Genomic DNA, 17,812 nt, shown 5'->3' on the forward strand with positions numbered 1-17,812 from the left:
TTCTTTGGTGCCTGTGGGTCGCACAGCACCTTTTGGGGCTGCCTAGCGGCAGGAAATAGCGCTGAGAGGCGCTTTTTTGAGAGTTACACACTATGCAGAATGGGTCCTTCATCGAATGGGGCAGACCTGTACCTTGGTTTCACGCACCGACAGCCACAAACTCAAGGTTCAATTTTTCCAGCTTGGGCGGGCGCTTTGTAATGCTGGCTTTCATTGGCGACAGCAGCGACCCGAAGGGGCGTGCTTTCTCCAATGCCCTGACAGAAGCAAACTTGCCGAAGAATGAAAATGAACTGGTCCTGTTTGCCGTCAGCCGCGAGGAACAAGACCTGCATAGCGACAGCCTGAAGCCCCTGTTCAAACGGGGCCGCGTTTTCCATGACCCGGACATGGAAATTGCAAAATCATACGGCACGACGCAGGAAACGGAAGAAGGCCTGGCGTTCACAGGCGCCTGGTATCTTCTTGACCCAACACTGCGCGTCTATGGCAGGGGCGCGCTGGAAGAAGTCGACAGGCTTATCGGCATGATCAGGTCCCTGCCCCGGGCCAATGACCATGCGGCGACAAACCAGGAACCCTGGGCACCGGTTTTGCTGGTACCCCGCGTGCTGACACCCAAGTTTTGCAGACACCTGATTGACCTTTACCGACAAGGCAACCCGAACCAGTCAGGTTTCATGCGCGAGATAGAAGGACGCACCGTGCCGGTGATGGATTCGAGCTTCAAGCGCCGCAGTGACGCGCACATCACGGACGCAAAAACACGCAACACAATCAATCGCGCCATCGCGCTAAGGCTGAAACCGGAAATCCAGAAAGCCTTTCAGTTCAACGCCACTCGGATCGAACGTTACATTGTCTCGCGCTACGCTGAGGAAGACAAAGGCTTCTTCAAGCGCCACCGCGACAATACCACAAGCGGCACAGCGCACCGACGCTTTGCCGTCAGCATCAATTTGAACGCGGAAGACTATGAAGGCGGCGAACTGATGTTCCCTGAATTCGGCACCCGCACCTATAAGCCGCCAACCGGGGGGGCTGTGGTCTTTTCCTGTTCGCTCCTTCATGAGGCGACACCGGTCACAAAGGGGGAGCGCTTCGCCACATTGCCATTCCTTTATGACGACGCGGCAGCGGAAATCCGCGATCAGAACCGCGACAAGATCGAGAGTGAAACATTGGTTGTGGGTTAGGATGAGGGCGGACAAAACCCCGCCCGAACTTCCCTAAAAAATGCAGGCGCCGAAGGCGGGGAGACGCTCGCCCGGCGCGGCGCCATTGAGGCTGAAGCGTGCGCCACCTGACACACCTGCTACCGGCCAGTCCTGTGGCTTTCCTGAAAGATTGAAGACGCACATGAGGGTTTCTCCCTCATGGGTGCGTTCAAAAGCCAGCACGGGCTCGGGGGCCTCCAGGAACCTGATCCCCCCTTTGATCAACGCAGGTTCGCCCTTGCGGTATTTGAGGAACGCCCGAAGGGCATTCAGCACTGAGGCTTCATCGCCTTCCTGAACACTCACCGCACGCGCCGCGTGGCGTGGGTCCACCGGCAGCCAGGGCTCGTGACTAGAGAAACCTGCATGATCGGCATTTGCTTCCCACGGCATGGGGGTCCGCGTGCCGTCACGGCCAAGCGTTGATGGCCAGTTGGCAATGGCTTCCGGATCTGTCAGGCGCTCGAACGGCACATGGGCCTGTGGCAGCCCGAGCTCCTCCCCCTGATAGAGGCATACACTGCCACGCAAGCTGAGGATCAGCATATTCAGCATTTTGGCAAACGCCGGATTGTCTTCGATTGCTGTCTCAGTCGCCCAACGGGAGACCGCGCGCGGCCTGTCATGATTACTGAAGGTGAAAGACGGCCAGCCCATGCCCGGCGCGTCCGGCCAGGCCTCAACCGCCTCGCGGATCACCTTCGCTGATAGGGTGTCTGCCTCAAGAAATTCGAAGCTGTAAGCTGTGTTAAGGCCCGTTTCCCCGCGGGTGAACAGTTGCATCTCTTCCAGCGCGCGCTCGCCGCCCACCTCGGCCACGGTGAAGGTGCCTGGATATTCATTCATCAGCGCGCGCACGCGCTCAAGGAATTTGGGGATGTCTGCGTGGCTCTGATTATAAAGATGCTCCTGCAGGTCAAACGGCTTGTCCCCCCGATATTCATAGGCCTTCGGGTTGTCCCGAAGTTCCGGGTCATGCATCATGAAATTGACCGCATCCATGCGAAAACCGTCCACACCGCGATCAAGCCAGAAACGCCCGGCTTCCAGAAGCGCATCCTGCACGTCTGGATTATGCACATTCAGGTCTGGCTGGCTTTCAAGGAAATTATGCAAGTAATACTGGCCCCGGCCCTCGTCCCATGTCCAGCTAGAGCCCATGAAAACAGACATCCAGTTGGACGGCGGGCCACCGTCAGCCTTGGCATCAGCCCAGACATACCAGTCAGCCTTGTCGCCCGTGCGCGCCTTGCGGCTTTCCTGGAACCAGGGGTGCTGGTCCGACGTGTGGCTATAGACCTGGTCGATGATTACCTTCAGGCCAAGGGCGTGCGCGCGGGCAAGCAGCGCGTCAAAATCCGCCAATGTGCCAAAGATTGGGTCGACATCGCAGAAATCGGCAACGTCATAGCCAAAATCTTTCATGGGCGAGGTGAAGAAAGGCGACAGCCAGATGCCGTCGACCCCCAGCGACGCGATATGATCCAGCTTGTCAGTGATACCCTTCAGGTCACCGACGCCGTCACCGCTCGCGTCCATGAAACTGCGCGGATACACTTGATAAATTACCGCCCCGCGCCACCAATCGGTGTCCGCCTGAGCTGCCTGGTTCACGCCATTATCACTTTTATTATGCTGCGCCAAAGCCATCAACCAAACTATCCCGTTACTTCCCTACCCTGCCGGGCTGCCTTCCTGGGCCTACTCGTCCTTCTCGCGTAGGATCGACATAAACATATATTTGCACATTTTTGCAATCTATTTTCAAATTTTTTCACAAAAAATTCGACATTCACAATGAGGGATAGTAGCCAGAAGTCCGCATATCTCCATTATAAACAATAGTTTACATAAATTCCGCACCTAAACCCTGCTAAAGCACACCGCTGCGGAGCTGCCCAGAACATCGAGCATCTTTGCAATTTTTGTTGCAATTTTCATTTTTTGCTTTATTTTGCAAAAAAGATGGAATCAGGGGCAGCCGCTTGGCACCTTCCACGTGCTTCCTCCCCTCCCTTGGCACCCCTGGTTCCGCCAATCGTTTCGTTTCCTCGGAAGCTGATGGCCCTGCTGTCCCGGGCATAGGCTTCCAACAGTTTAGGGGCCTCTTTGTGGGCCACAGGCTTGGGGCAGGTGACCTCCCACTCCATGCCTACCACAAGGAGCACATCTTCACCCCGGCAGCGCAGGCTGACCGGGGTGCTTTTTTTCAGCAACAGAATGTTTGAAGAGCTACGCCACAGCGGCGCCGACAAGCGCCGCATATTCGGCTGTGATCAGGTGCACCGGAATGGTTTCCACATAGGCTGACTGTGCGCCCTTGGCGACAAAGCGGCGCAGAAGATCGCTTGGTCCGACCATGTCGGCAATCTTCGGCAGGATGCCGCCGCCCAGGAACACGCCGCCCCTGGCGCCATGCACCAGCGCAATATCACCGGCCGTCGACCCGACGATAGACAGGAAAAGCTGCACAGCGCGCGTGCAGGCAGGCGCCCCGCCTTCAGCGGCGAGCTTTGTGATTTCCGCAGGACTCAGGTTGCGGTCTCCGCCGCCGCCATAATCCACCAGGAATCGGTATATACGAGCGATGCCTTCGCCGCACAGGAAGCTTTCGACAGACACATAGCCAAGCTCGGCCCGCAGGTGCTCGGTCAGGTCATGCTCAAGGCGTGACCCAGGGGCGAAAGCCATGAAGCCGCCTTCGGTGGACACAGTGTGATAACCCTTGCCGTTCGGCACCAGAAGCGCCACACCAAAACCGGTACCCGGCCCCATGACAGATATGGGGGCATCCGGGTCTGCCTCACCATTCTTGAGCGTGACATAATCCACACCCTCCTCAAGGAACGGACAGGCGCGGGCAAGCGCACCGAAGTCGTTGACAAACTTGACCACCTCCAGGCCGTGGGTGCTCTCAATTTGATCGGCATCCACTTCCCAACCCAGGTTGGTCAGTCGGCCCTTCTTTTCCGTGGTTGGCCCTGCAATGGCCAGTTTGGCCTCGCGCGGGACAGGCGATTCGATTTTTGCGATATAGGCACCCAGCATCTGGCTGAGGCTGCCAAATTCGCGGCAAGAGAAGACAATCACCTGGTCGATATCCGGCTTGACCTGCCCTTCACGGAAGGTCGCAATGCCGAACCGGCCATTGGTGCCACCGATATCGGCAACAATACATCTTTTGGTCTCTGTCATACCCCTTCCCTTTCGGGTGCGGCATCGACACCAATCGCCACCGCAAAAACACCGCGCATCAACAGCCCTTTCCCATCAGCCGGGATGCAAAAAATCAAAACTGAACCTTCACTAGTAGCCAGAAAAGACAGCGCTGTCAATCACAGGTGTTCTCTTTAAATTTATGGGGTTGAGGCAGGCGAACTTCCCAGAACGGCCTTCTAGCGAAAGCATAGAAACTGCAGTGGTCAGCTTGGGCACCCTGAGCGGGGCACTTAAGGGCACTACCGGTGGCCGAAAGCGCGAAAAAGGGCACTATGGCCTGTGCCCTTTTGAACCATGCCGTACGAAAATGGGCACTATGGCGCGACAAAATGTGCCCATATGCCTCAAGGGGCTTGATCTTGTGCCCAGCCTTTGCTCATGTTGCCTACATCAGATAGAGGTGGCACCACAACTTCAGGCCGCCCAAGGGGAGACAGTTTCAGTGCGGTCGGTGTCAATCTTGTTGGTTTTGATGCTTGCGGGGTGCGGCGCATACGGCGCCAAACCGCTTCAGACGCCCGAGGCGCAGGCACTGAATGCCGGCAGCCTGAACGCCTATCATCTCTCGCTCTGGCCTGGCCAGTGCGCTTTGGTGTTGCGGCCGCGCACGGAAGATGGCACCCCTGCACAAGCCCCGATATTTGCCCAGACAGAGGACAATGTCACCATGGTTGTGGAAGGCCGCCAAATGACACTCAGGCGTTCCGAAACTTCTGAGGAACGTGTGGCTGATATCCCGCGTGGGCAAACCTTCACTGCCCCAACCCTGAAGGCAAAACTTATGCTTCGCCAGAGTGTTAGCGAAACAGGCGCCCCCCTTCAGGGTGTCCTCTCCCTGACCAAGCCGAACGGTTGGTCCACTGTGATACCGGTGGATGGTGGAAGGCAGTGCAGGCAATGATGGCGGATGTTGATCCAATCAGGTGCGACCTGTTTGTCATTGGCGGCGGCATCAATGGCACCGGCATCGCGCGCGACGCCGCGGGGCGCGGACTGAAGACCGTTCTGGTAGAACAGACCGACTTCGCGGCAGGAACATCGTCGGCCAGCTCCAAACTGATCCATGGTGGCCTCAGGTACTTGGAACATTACGAATTCCGCCTGGTTCGGGAGTCCCTCAAGGAGCGGGAAACACTGTGGCGTATGGCCCCCCATCTGGTGCGGCCGCTCAGGTTCATCCTGCCGCACCATAGGGGCCTGAGGCCGGCATTCATCCTGCGCCTGGGGCTTTTTCTCTATGACCACCTGGGCGGTCGGAAGCTGCTCAGGAAAACCAAAAGCCTGAACCTCAGGAAAGACCCAAAGGGCACGCCGCTCAAAAGCCGATTCAAAAAGGGGTTCGAATACTCCGATTGCTGGGTGGATGACGCCCGGCTTGTGATTGCCAACGCGCTCGCCGCCAAGCGCCGGGGGGCTACGCTTCTCAACGGCCACCGCTTCCTTGATGCTGTGCGGGAAGACCGGGATTGGCGCATCCGCGTTGAGGCGCCAGGCGGAAAAGTTATTGAATTTCAAGCAGATGCACTTGTAAACGCAGCCGGTCCGTGGGTTGAAAAAACGCTGCGTGACTGTATCATGTCTGAAGACGCACACAGCCACGCGCGGCTGGTGAAAGGCAGTCACATTGTGGTTCCGGCGTTTTATGACGGGCCGCGGTGCTATACCTTCCAGAATCCGGACAAGAGGGTCATTTTCGCGATCCCCTATGAGGAAAAATATACACTTTTGGGCACAACCGATGTGCCCTTTTCCGGCGACCCGGCAAAAGTGGAAGCCAGCGAGGCTGAGATCAATTATCTGTGCGCTGCGGCCAGCGAATATTTCGAAAAAAGCGTGCAGCCTGAGGACGTTATCTGGTCCTATGCCGGCATCCGACCGCTTTATGACGACGGCGAGGTGAACCCTTCCGCCACCACCCGCGACTATCACCTTGACCTGGACACCCGCGAAGACACGCTGCCCCTGCTGTCTGTCTTTGGCGGCAAGATCACCACCTATCGCTGCCTGGCGGAAGAGGCGATGGAAAAGCTTTCGCCCTTCCTGACGTTCTCCCTGGATGACTGGACGGGCTATACACCCCTTCCCGGCGGCAGCCTGCCAGAAGACGTCACCCCCGCCAAAGCGCTCAAGCATTTCAAGGCGGAGATGCGCACCCGCTTCAGCTGGCTTGAGGGCGAAACCGTCGACCGCATGTGCAATGCCTACGGCAGCCGCATCCGGACAGTCCTGGAAGGCACCGAAAGCCTTGACGGCATGGGCACCCATTTTGGCGCCGGGCTCTATGAAGCCGAGGTGCGCTATCTGATGCGCGAGGAATGGGCCCGCACCGCAGAGGATATCCTGTGGCGCCGGTCAAAGCTGGGCTTGCGCCTGAGCAAGAACGAGCAAGCCGCGCTTGCAGCCTGGATGTCCGCAAACACGGACTAGGTACTAGGCAAACGACCGAGCGGCGGCCACAGCCTTATACCACTTGCCGAGCATCGCCTCCCGCTGGCCGAAGCCGCCTGCTGGAACAAAACGCCTCTCGCGCTGCCACTGGGCTGTGAGATCACTGAAACCTGAATAGAGCCCGGCCTGCAATCCCGCCAGATAGGCAGCCCCCAGCGCTGTGGTTTCCATCACCTTTGGCCTGTCCACCGGGAGCGCCAGCAGGTTTGCCAGCATCTGCGCCAGCCAGTCATTGGCCACCATGCCGCCATCAACCCTGAGAACCTTTGGGCTGATGCCGTCTTCCGCCATGGCGCTAAACAGGTCATGCGTTTGGAAGCACACGCTTTCAAGCGTCGCCCGCACGATCTCTGCCCGGCCGGTCGCGCGGGTCATGCCGAAAAGGGCGGCGCGCACATGCGGGTCCCAGTGAGGCGCGCCGAGGCCCGTGAAGGCCGGCACCATATAGACGCCGTGATCATCCCCGGCCTGCCGCGCCAATGCTTCACTGTCGCGCGCATGGTCCAAAACCTTGATACCATCCCTGAGCCACTGCACGGCTGCGCCCGCGATGAAGATGGAGCCCTCAAGCGCGTATGTTGCCTTGCCCCCTATCCGGTAAGCGACAGTGGTCAGCAACCGGTTCTTCGACGGCACAAGATTTTCGCCTGTATTCATCAGCACGAAGCACCCGGTGCCGTAGGTGCTTTTGATCGCGCCCTCCTCGAAACAGCATTGCCCCACGGTTGCTGCCTGCTGGTCCCCCGCCACCCCCAGGATGGGAATAGACCGCCCAAACAGGTCGGCCGTCGTCTCGCCAAAATCGGCGCAGCTGTCCAGCACCTCAGGCAACACATTTTCGGGCACACCGAATATTCGCAACAGACTTTCGTCCCACTCTTGCGTGCGGATGTTGAAAAGGCTGGTGCGGCTGGCGTTGGTGGCATCGGTGACATGGCGTTTGCCGCCAGTCAGTTTTGCAATCAGGAAACTGTCAATGGTGCCCCAGGCGAGCTTGCCTGCGGCAGCGTGTGCGCGCACGCCGTGCTCATTTTCCAGCAGCCAAGCAAGCTTTGTGGCGGAAAAATACGGGTCCAGCAGCAGGCCCGTTTTGTCCTGCACTTCGAACTCATGGCCTTCGTCCTTCAGCCTTTGACACACGCCTGCTGTACGCCGGTCCTGCCAGACAATTGCATTGTGAACCGGCTTTACACCGTCCCGTTCCCACAAGACGGATGTCTCGCGCTGGTTGGTGATGCCGATGGCCTTGACCGTAAAGCCTTTGGCTTCCGCCTCATTAAACGCGGCTTGTGCTGTCTTGATGCTGGTGTCCCAGATCTCATTCGCGTCATGTTCTACCCAGCCGTCAGCCGGGAAAATCTGGCGGAATTCCTGCTGGGCCACGGCGACAATATCGCCATTCAGGTCAAACACGATGGCACGGCTGCTGGTCGTGCCCTGATCCATCGCCAAAATACAATCCGGCATATGCCCCCCCTAAACAAAGTCTTCAACGGCCAAAAGAAAACCGGCCCCTGCCTCCACTGGACTGCAGTGTGGCAGAAGCCGGCTTTCGCATCAATATGATGCTGTTTGGCCTTAAAGCGCCTTGAAACGAATGGCGATGCCGCCACCTGCCGCCATCGGCAGTTTCAGGCTGTCAGCCGCCGTGACGCGCTTCTTCTCGATCACCATGGCGTATGGGTTGGTATCCCAGTCTGCGTCATCACCATCGCGGTAAATCTGCGCCTCATAGGCCCGGTCCGCATCAAGGAAGTCGAGCGAAACATCCAGCGTGCGCGCGTCCTCATTGGTGACGCTGCCAAGGAACCAATCATCCCCGCCGCGCTGTTTGCGGGCAAAGGTAGCATGCTTGCCAATGTCACCCGTGAGCGCCTTGCTCTCTGACCAGTCCGTTGGCACGTCGCGGATAAACTGGAAGGCATCCATGCGCGCTTCATAGTTTTCAGGCAGGTCAGCTGCCATCTGGATCGGGCTGTAGATCACCACATAAAGCGCCAACTGTTTGGCAAGCGTGGTCTGCACCCGGTTGTCCGGCTGTTCTTTTTCATAGTGCAGGTCGAAAATACCAGGCGTGAAATCCATCGGGCCGGACAGCATGCGCGTGAACGGAATAACAGCCGTGTGTGAAGGCGGGTTCGGCGGGCTGCCCCAGGCGTTATACTCCATGCCGCGCGCACCTTCGCGCGAAATCCAGTTCGGATAGGTGCGGCGAAGGCCTGTGTCCTTGATCGGTTCATGCGAGTTGATGGAAATCTTGCGCTTGGCGGCTTCCACCAGAACCTTTTCATGATGGCGCGACATCCACTGGCCGTCATGCCATTCATAGAAGACCTTGCCGCCTTCTTCGCGGGCAATTTCACCCGCATCGGCCACATAACCGGTTTTCACCTGGCGAACGCCCATCTTTTCGTAAAGATCGAACGCCTCTTCCAACTGGTTTTCATAGTTGGTAACACCGCCGGAGGTTTCGTGGTGGCCGATGATGCGAACGCCGCGTTCCTTGGCGTAGGCCGCAAGTTTCGGAAAATCGAAATCCGGATAGGCTTCGGTGAAATTCATCAGGTTCCAGTTATTGAACCAGTCACCGTCCCAGCCGATGTTCCAGCCTTCAACCAGCACGCCCTTGAAGCCGTATTTCGACGCGAAATCGAGATACTTCATTGTCTCTTCGGTGGTTGCGCCATGCTTGGGGCCAGAGCCCCAGGTGTTGATCGCCAGGTGCATGCCCCACCAGATGCCGACATACTTGCCGGGCTCCACCCATGACACATCACCAAGCTTGTTGGGTTCATTAAGGTTCAGGATCAGGTTCGAATCCAGAAGGCCGGTTGCAGCTTCTGTGATCTGCAGCGTCCGCCAGGGCGTTTTAAATGCGCCGCTTAGCTTCACTTTGGCGCCGTCCGCCCAAGGGGAAAGGTCCGCCTTGAAAGTCTGGCCTTCGGTGCGCAACAGCGACATGCCGGAATAATCAACCAGCGCTGCTTCATGCAGGCTGACATGCAGGCCTGATTCTGTGCGGAACGTCATCGGCGTATGCGCGATGGTTACCTCAGAAAGCGGGGTTTCATTGTAGATATATTCATACCGGTTGAACTCGCGGGACGGTATCCACCACGCAGTCGCCGCTTCGGCCACTGAAATTTCAGTCAGCTCGTCCATGATCTCGGCCTTGCCGAAATCGCCTTCATAGCGAAAGCCGACGCCGTCGTCATAGAGGCGGAACACCACGGTGGCGCTGCGGCCATTCCCTGCCGCTTCGGCGACCGTGGCCCGCATTTCATTAAAATGGTTGCGAATGAACTGACGCTCACCCCATGGCTGCTCCCATGTTTCATCCGAACTGCTGGCGGTGACGCTCTTGATCTCCAGATCATCTGCAAACGGCGCCTGGGTGCGGAACTTGAAACCAAGCCTGGACGGCGCGATGACGGGCTGGCCGTCACGTTCGATGCTGTAGAAAGCGCCCTCGGGGCCTGCCTCCAGAAGAACGGTCAGCTTGCCGTCCGGGGATGAAACGCTTGCAGGACTTGCACTGACGGCGAATGCCACACCCAGCACAAGAATCAAGAGCGCAGAAAATTTACGATGCATGAAAATGCCCCTCACTGTTAACCGGATATGGGCGCGACCATAGGGCCGCGACGTCCGGTGTACCTTCCCAATATAACAGCTGTGCTTCGCCCAGGGGCATGGGTCATTTTGATTATTGAAAGCACATATATTTTCCAGCCTGACTTTTATCATGACTGTCATGCATGAGTCCTATAGATGAAAGACAGCGCTGTCAATATATCTGCGAAGGCCCTATTGCGTCCCTCGAAGCTTGCCAGCATACTGCGGAAAACGAAAGACAGAGGGGACAACCATGACCAAACGCCTACCGGAAGTGCTGGAAGAAATGCGCCAGGCGCTTCTGGGCCGCAAACCCGGCCACAGCTGGGCTACAAGCGCAAGCGACGTCTATAGCGCGACACTTGGTGGCCTCAAGAATTTCAGTGGCGACACGCTTGGCAAAACTGCGCAGAATTTCAACGAAGCCATGCCCTATATCGAGCGCGCGGGCTATGACGTGACGGAAATTGAGGTCGGCCTGGGGCTTGACCCCAAGATCGTGCCGCACCTGCACCTTCGGGAACTGATCAGCGACGAAGAAAAGGCAGCCCTGCTAGAAGAAACCAAAGACAAGAAACTGATCAATACGATCCTGAGCTCCCTGTTCCGGGCCAGTGCCGCCAGGAGCAAATTGAATTTCAAACGCTTCCATTTCACCAGTATTGAGCTGGAACTGAGCATCCTGCCGACGGTTGTTCTGAAGTTCAGCCCGAATGAGGAAACCGCAAAAGTAAAGCCCGAAGACCTTTTGGAGCATATCGAGAGCCAGGCGGAGAATCAGGCAGAAAACCGGACAGAAAACAAGCCAGGGGAATAGCAACTATTGCTTGAACGGGATGTCCCGTGCCAAAGTGTCACATTGATTTGAGGCTGTATTTTCAGGATATGGTCGTTTGCCGCATCTGGAACATGCGTTAGGGATAACAGAGGATATCATGGCCCAAACAGCCACTGCATACCGGGACGAAGCGCCGATTGCCGCGCTTCTTGAAGGTCAGCCGCTTTTCCGCGGCATGTCCCCAGAATTGCGCGCGACATTCGCGCAAGCCGCGCAACTGCAATCCCTGAACAAAGGCAGCGTTCTGTTTCTGCAGGACGACGAGGCCGAGTGGTTCTATCTGATCATATCCGGCTGGGTGAAGCTTTTCACCGAAACCATGGACGGCGATGAAGCCGTTATTGATATGGTTTCAAATGGCCACCTGATTGGAGATTCGGCGATCCTGGAAGACAGCATCCACAGCTTCGGTGCGGCCGCCGTGGAACCTGTGAAGGCCCTGCGTCTGCCAAGCAGCCTCTTGAAACAAGCCATCACCGATGACCACAAGACAGCCCTAGCCATGCTTGGCGCTCTGTCGCGCCACCGCAAGCGCCAGTCGCGGGAAATTGAAAGCCTGACCCTTCAGAATGCGTCCCAGCGGATTGGCTGCTTCCTGTTGCGCCTGTGCGACCCAAACGGCCAAATGCCGCTTGAGCTGACACTGCCTTACGACAAGTCACTGATCGCGGCGCGCCTGGGCATGAAATCAGAGACTTTCTCGCGTGCACTCAACAAGCTGCGCAAGGAGACCACCCTGTCGATCAAGGGATCGATGGTGACAGTGTCTGATCTTGATGAATTGTCCGTATATGTTTGCAGCGCTTGCTCCAACGAGTTTCCGTGCAAGGACCTGCACGGCTAACGCCTGCTTTTGACCGAAGCAGTTTCAGTCAATCCCTTTTCAGCCAGGTCATTTCCGGATAGTCAGCCAGTCCCAGTCGATCAGCGACGGGTTATCGATATATTTGTCGGGGTGTGCGACCACATCCTCCAGATAGCTCGCGCTCAAGCGCATGACCGGTGGGTCTTCGGCGACTTTTCCGGTCGGCTCGCTATTGATCTTGCAGGCCTCAAGGGTCACGCACTTATGTGCCTTGGGGGCGTCGTCAACAACGGCAAGTTCAACAGTCCGCCCTGACAAAGCCTGCTCCCCGGCCTGCCATATCTGGCTATAGGGGAACCGGTCCCGGTTCTTTTGCATCGCCTGATTGCAAATCTCCAGATACTGCTCAAGCAGCCCATCGTAGGCACCGGAATTTCCATTTTTCGACACAGGGACCCTCCAACTGTCACTTCTGGGCCAAATAATCATAAAAAATCGGGCATGTAGTTGATTTTCGTCAAATGACGAAAGCGCCCTGAACGCTATAGCTTTTCTTGGACAAAAGACTGGAGAAGCCCACAATGCATGATCGTGAGACCTTGCAGCAATCACTGCTGAAACGAAACAAGCAGGTACCGCGTTACACAAGCTACCCCACAGCCCCGCACTTTTCAGAGGCGGTGAATGGGGAAAGCGTGGCAGCATGGCTTCAGGAACTCGATGACAGCTGCGACCTGTCGCTCTATTTCCATGTGCCCTTCTGCCGCAAGATGTGCTGGTACTGCGGCTGCAATACCAAGGCCACGAAACGCTATTCTCCGGTCGACCAGTATTTAGAGTATCTCCTGAAGGAAATCGACCTCGCCGCCGACAAGCTTTCGGGCGGCCAGACAGTGAAGCATATCCATTTTGGCGGCGGGTCACCCTCCATGCTGAAACCGATGGATTTCGAGCGGTTGATGGCTGCCGTGCGGTCACGCTTTTCCGTTGCGAAAGACGCTGAGATTGCCATCGAACTGGACCCACGGGAGGTCAGCGAAGCCAAGGTGGCGGCCTATGCCATGGCGGGTGTCACGCGCGCCAGCCTCGGCGTACAGGACTTCCATGAGGACGTGCAGGTAGCAATCAACCGGCGCCAGCCTTTCCATGTCATCTATGATGCGGTCAACCTTCTCAAGGCCTACGGCATCAAAAGCATCAATATGGATCTGCTCTATGGCCTGCCGCACCAGACGGCAGAGTATCTGCGGGAAAATGTTGATTTCGCTTCTGCGCTTGGGGCGGACCGCATCTCGCTCTTTGGCTATGCCCATGTGCCCTGGATGAAAAAGCATATGCGGCTGATTGAAGAAAGTGCCCTGCCCGACGGCCCTGCGCGCCTGAAGCAATTTGGTGTCGCCAAGCATCATCTGGAGCGGCGCGGCTATGTGGCTGTTGGCCTCGACCATTTCGTGCTGCCACGCGACCCCATGGCCAAGGCGCTTGAAGCCGGAACACTCAAACGCAACTTCCAGGGCTATACCACAGATGCCGCCAGTGCACTCATTGGCTTTGGGGCCTCGGCGATCAGTTCCCTGCCCCAAGGCTATGCTCAGAACACACCTGCAACACGCAGCTATTTTGAGGCGCTGGACGCAGGCCGGCTTCCGTCCGCAAAGGGCAAGGCGCTTTCTGGCGACGATAAGATCAGGCGCAGCATCATCGAGCACCTGATGTGTTATTTCGAGCTGGACCTGATCCGCTTCTGTAAAGAGCACGATTTGGATATCGGCCAGTTCGATGAAGCCATCGAACAGCTTCAGGGCCTTAAGATGGAAGGCCTCGTTACCTTGAGCGAAGGCATGATCCGTATCCCGCGCGAGGCACAACAGGCCGTGCGGCTGGTTTGTGCCGCCTTCGACACCTATCTGACCATCAGCCCAGCGAGACACGCGCAGGTCGCTTAAGTTTCCTCACCTGCGCATAAAACTCAGCCGCCCCATCTCTGGAGCGGCTGATTTTTTGTCTGGTTAGTTGTGGCTGTCTTAGAAGCGACGGCCAAAGCCGATACCGAATACCCATGGGTCCAGATCAACGTCTGCTGTTACCGCCCCGCCGTTGATGCTGACGTCTGTGTTGAGCCAAAGCTTCTTCACGTCCAGGTTAAAGAACCAGTCGTCGTTGACATCAATGTCGACACCTGCCTGAGCGGCCAGGCCAAAGCCATTGTCATAGTTGATGCTGGTCAGGTCACCTGGGTCGCTGCTGTAGAAGAAGGTGTAGTTCACACCCGCACCCAGATAAGGGCGTACGGAGTTTTCCGCATTGAAGTGATACTGCATCAACAGGGTTGGCGGCAGTGCCCACGTATGGCCCAGATCAAGATCACCAAGATCTGTACCTGTGGCGGTTACATTGTGCTTGCTTGTCGCCAGAATCAGTTCCGTGGACCAGTTTTCCGTCCAGAAATAGCTGATATCCAGCTCTGGCACCAGCGAGCTATCCACATTGGCTTGGCCGCCAATAGACGTGGTGCTGCTTTCGTCAGGCGCTACATCAATCAGACGCACCCGAATTTGCCACGGGTTTTTCACGTCGTCTGCCATGGCTGCGCCAGCTCCAAGCTGGAGGGCTGCGGCGCAGGTCAATACTTTCACAAAATTCGAGATACGCATGTCTTTTTCCTCGTGTGTTTCCATCGGGAAATTGATAGGAAATCGTGCGGCTTCTGCCCTTGATAAAAGTCAAGTTTTTACTTTTAAATCAAACCGATACGCTACTTTGGGTGCGACATTTCGTCCGCTTCGTCCTCGTCATCATCGAGGAGGATCCGGTGCGCTGCGCCTTCCAGGTCATCATACTGATTGTTCCTGAGGCTCCACAGGAAGCCGGCAAGACCGGCAAGGCCCAGTGTGAGGGCAATAGGGATCAGATAAAGCAGTATATCCATTTAGCCATCCTTGCGCAAATTGAGCCGGAAAGCATTCAAAATCACAACAAGCGACGAACCCGACATGGCCACCGCCGCCACCAGTGGCGTCACGAAGCCAAGCACGGCAGCCGGAATGGCGATAACATTATAGATAGCGGCCAGGGCGAAATTTTCCTTCACCAGCCGCGTGGAAAAAACAGCATGATCATAGGCCGTCAGCACAGGCCTGAGCCGGTCACCCTGAAAGACAATATCGGCGGTATTCTGTGTGATGTCGATCGCACTGGAAGGCGACATGGACACAGCCGCCGCAGACAAGGCCGGGGCGTCATTCAGCCCGTCGCCGACCATCAGCACGGTGCGGCCGCTGTTCTTCAGGTCCGCCAGATAATCGCATTTACCTGCCGGCCTCACACCCGCTTTCACCTTATCAATGCCAACAGCCGCGCCTACTTCTTGCGCCACTTCCGGCCGGTCGCCGGACAACAGATGCACATCAAGCCCGCGCGCCTTGAGCGCCGCGACCGTCTCACCCGCATCAGTCCGCAATTGATCGGCGAACTGGAAACGGGCCTTGGGCACACCGTCCACCGCCAGCCATAGCTCAAGCACGGCATCGCCTTCACCGGATGTCCCGCCACACCACGCTCGACTACCAAGCCTGACCTCAGTGCCGGCCACCTGCGCCTCCATGCCGTGACCCGCCACTTCCTGAGGGTGGACCTCTGTGACATCGCCGTCATAGGCATCTCTAAGGGCCCGTGCGAGCGGATGCTTGCTGTGAGCCGCAAGAGACGCGGCAAGCGCGAAATCCCCGGCCGAGGCATCATGATCCTTCAGTTCCGGGTGCCCGACGGTCAGGGTGCCCGTCTTGTCAAACACCACCGTATCGATGCCTGTCAGCTTTTCGAGCGCGTCACCGGATTTCAACAGCACACCGGCCCGCATCAGCTTGCCGCTGGCCAGCACCTGCACCACAGGGACAGCAAGCCCAAGCGCACAAGGGCACGTGATGATCAGGACCGTCACTGCGTGCAGAAGCGATTCCTGCCACGGGGCAGACATGAGAAGCCACCAACCAATGAAGGTCAGCGCGCCCATGGCGTGCACAACGGGGGTATATAGCCGCGCCGCCTTGTCCGCCAGCCGGACATATTTCGCCCGGCCCTGCTCTGATGTTTCCATCAGCTTGACGATCTCGCTCAGGAGGCTTTTTTCGCTGGCTTTGGAAACCCGAACCTGCAGGGGTGCCGACAGGTTCACCGTGCCGGCGAACACTTCCGACCCCTCGGAAACGACTTCCGGCACAGTCTCGCCGGTAATCAGCGACATATCGACAGCGGAGGCACCGCGTTCGACAACCCCGTCAGCCGCAATCGATTCGCCAGTCGCCACAAGAACAAGTGTGCCCGGCTTCAATTCCTTGATCGGCACCTGGGTCACCTTGCCGCCTTCCAGCACCGTCGCCACACCAAAAAGGCGGGATAAAAGCTTTGATGCCGACTCGCGCGCCTTGCCTTTGGCACGGGCATCCAGATAGCGGCCGATCAGCAGGAAGAAGAGCAACATCACGGCGCTGTCGAAATAGACATGCTCACCCTGGCGCAAGGTTTCCGATATGCTCATGACACACGCCAGAATGACGGCGAGCGAAATAGGCACATCCATATTGGTATGTTTTTCCTTCAGAACCGCCCAGGCAGACCGGAAGAAAGGTTGGCCGGAATAGATAACGGTCGGCAGGGCAATCAGGGCAGACACCCAGTGGAACAGTTCCTTTGTTGCAAGCCCCATGGTCTCTGAACCTGTGGACCACAGGCCGATCGAGATCAGCATCATATTGCCTGCTGCAAAACCCGAAACCGCGATGGCGCGCAGAAGCGTACGCTCCTGACTGGCGGCCACGGTATCGTTATCATTGAGGGCATGCAGCTTATAGCCAAGCTTGGTCACAACACTGCCGAGCGTGTCGCCGCGTTCGCGCGGACCGTCCCATGTTACGGTCAGTCGCTCGGTTGACATATTAACCCGGGCGCCTGTCACGTCCGGTTCAGACGCCAGGGCATTTTCGATCAAGCGAATGCAGGAGGCACAGTGAATGCCTTCCACGCCCAGTGAAAGCGTATAGCTGCCATCTTCATTATCGTGGGCGAGCAGGGAATATGCGGCCTGATTATCAAGCGTGCTGGCGGCAGCGTGTGCGGCCTCACACCCCGGGCAACAAAAGTCTGCGCCGCCGCTGGTTTCGGTGCCGCACTGTTTGCATAGCGTTACTTCGCAACAACTACCCGTTTTGCTTGCTGATACTGCTTCTGTTGCCATTCGACAAAAATCCGTACTTCCCACTGGCCTGGCTCGGGGAAACTCACCGCGGCTTCGTATGTACCGGCGCCCGACTGTTCCAGGTTCAGCTCAAAATCCATTCCAGCCTGTGTTGGACGGCTGATCTCGGCCCGGACCGATGCACCATCGATGAACCGTGATTCGGCGTCGCTGAGGGTAAGCATAAGGCTGGAGCCTGCTACAAGGTCAAGCTCTGTCTGCCACCCAAGCGCATCCTGCTTTTCGGCGGCGGCTACAGTCTCATTATAGCGCAACCCTTCCTCATACGCATGTTCGGTGACCACGCCTGGGTGAGTACTGGTTGCCAGATAGACAAAAATTCCGTCCAGAATGGCCAACACCACGAAGAAGCCGACGATGGACCAGGGAATCCAACGGCTGCTTTTCTCAAGCTCTTCTTTGGTCATTGCAGTCAT

General features: G+C 57.2%; 15 protein-coding genes. 6 read left to right on the forward strand and 9 right to left on the reverse strand.

Annotated features, from left to right (window positions below):
* The first annotated feature begins 200 nt into the window (after positions 1-200).
* Complete coding sequence (locus KORM41_RS06905; RefSeq protein WP_331709188.1) at positions 201-1,196, forward strand: 2OG-Fe(II) oxygenase; 996 nt, start codon at positions 201-203, stop codon at positions 1,194-1,196.
* Between the two features lie 33 nt (positions 1,197-1,229).
* On the opposite strand, the gene KORM41_RS06910 is transcribed toward KORM41_RS06905, so the two are convergent.
* On the reverse strand, positions 1,230-2,867 hold the full coding sequence (locus KORM41_RS06910) for an alpha-glucosidase family protein (protein ID WP_082719815.1): 1,638 nt from the start codon (positions 2,865-2,867) through the stop codon (positions 1,230-1,232).
* A 582-nt stretch (positions 2,868-3,449) separates the two neighbouring features.
* Positions 3,450-4,412, reverse strand: a complete 963-nt coding sequence (gene glk / locus KORM41_RS06920) for a glucokinase (RefSeq protein WP_068146567.1) — start codon at positions 4,410-4,412, stop codon at positions 3,450-3,452.
* A gap of 466 nt (positions 4,413-4,878) precedes the next feature.
* Here glk and KORM41_RS06925 point away from each other — a divergent pair, with 466 nt between their 5' ends.
* Complete coding sequence (locus KORM41_RS06925) at positions 4,879-5,337, forward strand: hypothetical protein (RefSeq protein ID WP_068146570.1); 459 nt, start codon at positions 4,879-4,881, stop codon at positions 5,335-5,337.
* A complete protein-coding gene (gene glpD, locus KORM41_RS06930; protein ID WP_231727180.1) occupies positions 5,334-6,863 on the forward strand; it encodes a glycerol-3-phosphate dehydrogenase in 1,530 nt (509 codons plus the stop codon). The genes KORM41_RS06925 and glpD overlap by 4 nt, the downstream gene beginning before the upstream one ends.
* Before the next feature lie 3 nt (positions 6,864-6,866).
* Here glpD and glpK read toward each other — a convergent pair whose 3' ends face one another.
* Both glpK and KORM41_RS06940 read right to left on the reverse strand, forming a co-directional pair.
* Entirely contained in the window at positions 6,867-8,351 is a 1,485-nt protein-coding gene (glpK, locus tag KORM41_RS06935; RefSeq protein WP_068146580.1) for a glycerol kinase GlpK, read from the reverse strand.
* Positions 8,352-8,462: 111 nt separating this feature from the next.
* Positions 8,463-10,478, reverse strand: coding sequence for a glycoside hydrolase family 97 protein (locus KORM41_RS06940; protein ID WP_068146583.1), 2,016 nt, complete (start codon positions 10,476-10,478; stop codon positions 8,463-8,465).
* A gap of 274 nt (positions 10,479-10,752) precedes the next feature.
* Between KORM41_RS06940 and KORM41_RS06945 the strand changes: the two genes are divergently transcribed.
* Both KORM41_RS06945 and KORM41_RS06950 read left to right on the forward strand, forming a co-directional pair.
* A complete protein-coding gene (locus tag KORM41_RS06945; RefSeq protein WP_068146586.1) occupies positions 10,753-11,316 on the forward strand; it encodes a hypothetical protein in 564 nt (187 codons plus the stop codon).
* Between the two features lie 118 nt (positions 11,317-11,434).
* Positions 11,435-12,181: a Crp/Fnr family transcriptional regulator gene (locus KORM41_RS06950; RefSeq protein WP_068146591.1), complete on the forward strand. Its 747-nt coding sequence runs from the start codon at positions 11,435-11,437 to the stop codon at positions 12,179-12,181.
* 48 nt (positions 12,182-12,229) lie between these two features.
* Here KORM41_RS06950 and KORM41_RS06955 read toward each other — a convergent pair whose 3' ends face one another.
* Entirely contained in the window at positions 12,230-12,592 is a 363-nt protein-coding gene (locus tag KORM41_RS06955; protein ID WP_068146595.1) for a hypothetical protein, read from the reverse strand.
* A 131-nt stretch (positions 12,593-12,723) separates the two neighbouring features.
* Here KORM41_RS06955 and hemN point away from each other — a divergent pair, with 131 nt between their 5' ends.
* Positions 12,724-14,088 carry an oxygen-independent coproporphyrinogen III oxidase gene (gene hemN, locus KORM41_RS06960; RefSeq protein WP_068146598.1) on the forward strand — a complete coding sequence of 455 codons (1,365 nt, stop codon included), beginning with the start codon at positions 12,724-12,726 and terminating at the stop codon, positions 14,086-14,088.
* Positions 14,089-14,166: 78 nt separating this feature from the next.
* On the opposite strand, the gene KORM41_RS06965 is transcribed toward hemN, so the two are convergent.
* The 4 genes from KORM41_RS06965 to KORM41_RS06980 all read right to left on the reverse strand — a co-directional run bounded on the left by KORM41_RS06965 (position 14,167) and on the right by KORM41_RS06980 (position 17,812).
* Entirely contained in the window at positions 14,167-14,820 is a 654-nt protein-coding gene (locus tag KORM41_RS06965; protein WP_231727182.1) for an OmpW/AlkL family protein, read from the reverse strand.
* A gap of 77 nt (positions 14,821-14,897) precedes the next feature.
* Positions 14,898-15,071 (reverse strand): cbb3-type cytochrome oxidase assembly protein CcoS, encoded by a 174-nt coding sequence (ccoS, locus tag KORM41_RS06970; protein WP_068146600.1) that lies wholly within the window; start codon positions 15,069-15,071, stop codon positions 14,898-14,900.
* Entirely contained in the window at positions 15,072-17,375 is a 2,304-nt protein-coding gene (locus KORM41_RS06975) for a heavy metal translocating P-type ATPase (protein WP_068146603.1), read from the reverse strand. It lies immediately after the preceding gene.
* Entirely contained in the window at positions 17,324-17,812 is a 489-nt protein-coding gene (locus KORM41_RS06980; RefSeq protein ID WP_068146606.1) for a FixH family protein, read from the reverse strand. The genes KORM41_RS06975 and KORM41_RS06980 overlap by 52 nt, the downstream gene beginning before the upstream one ends.

The organism is Kordiimonas lipolytica (genome assembly GCF_001550065.1).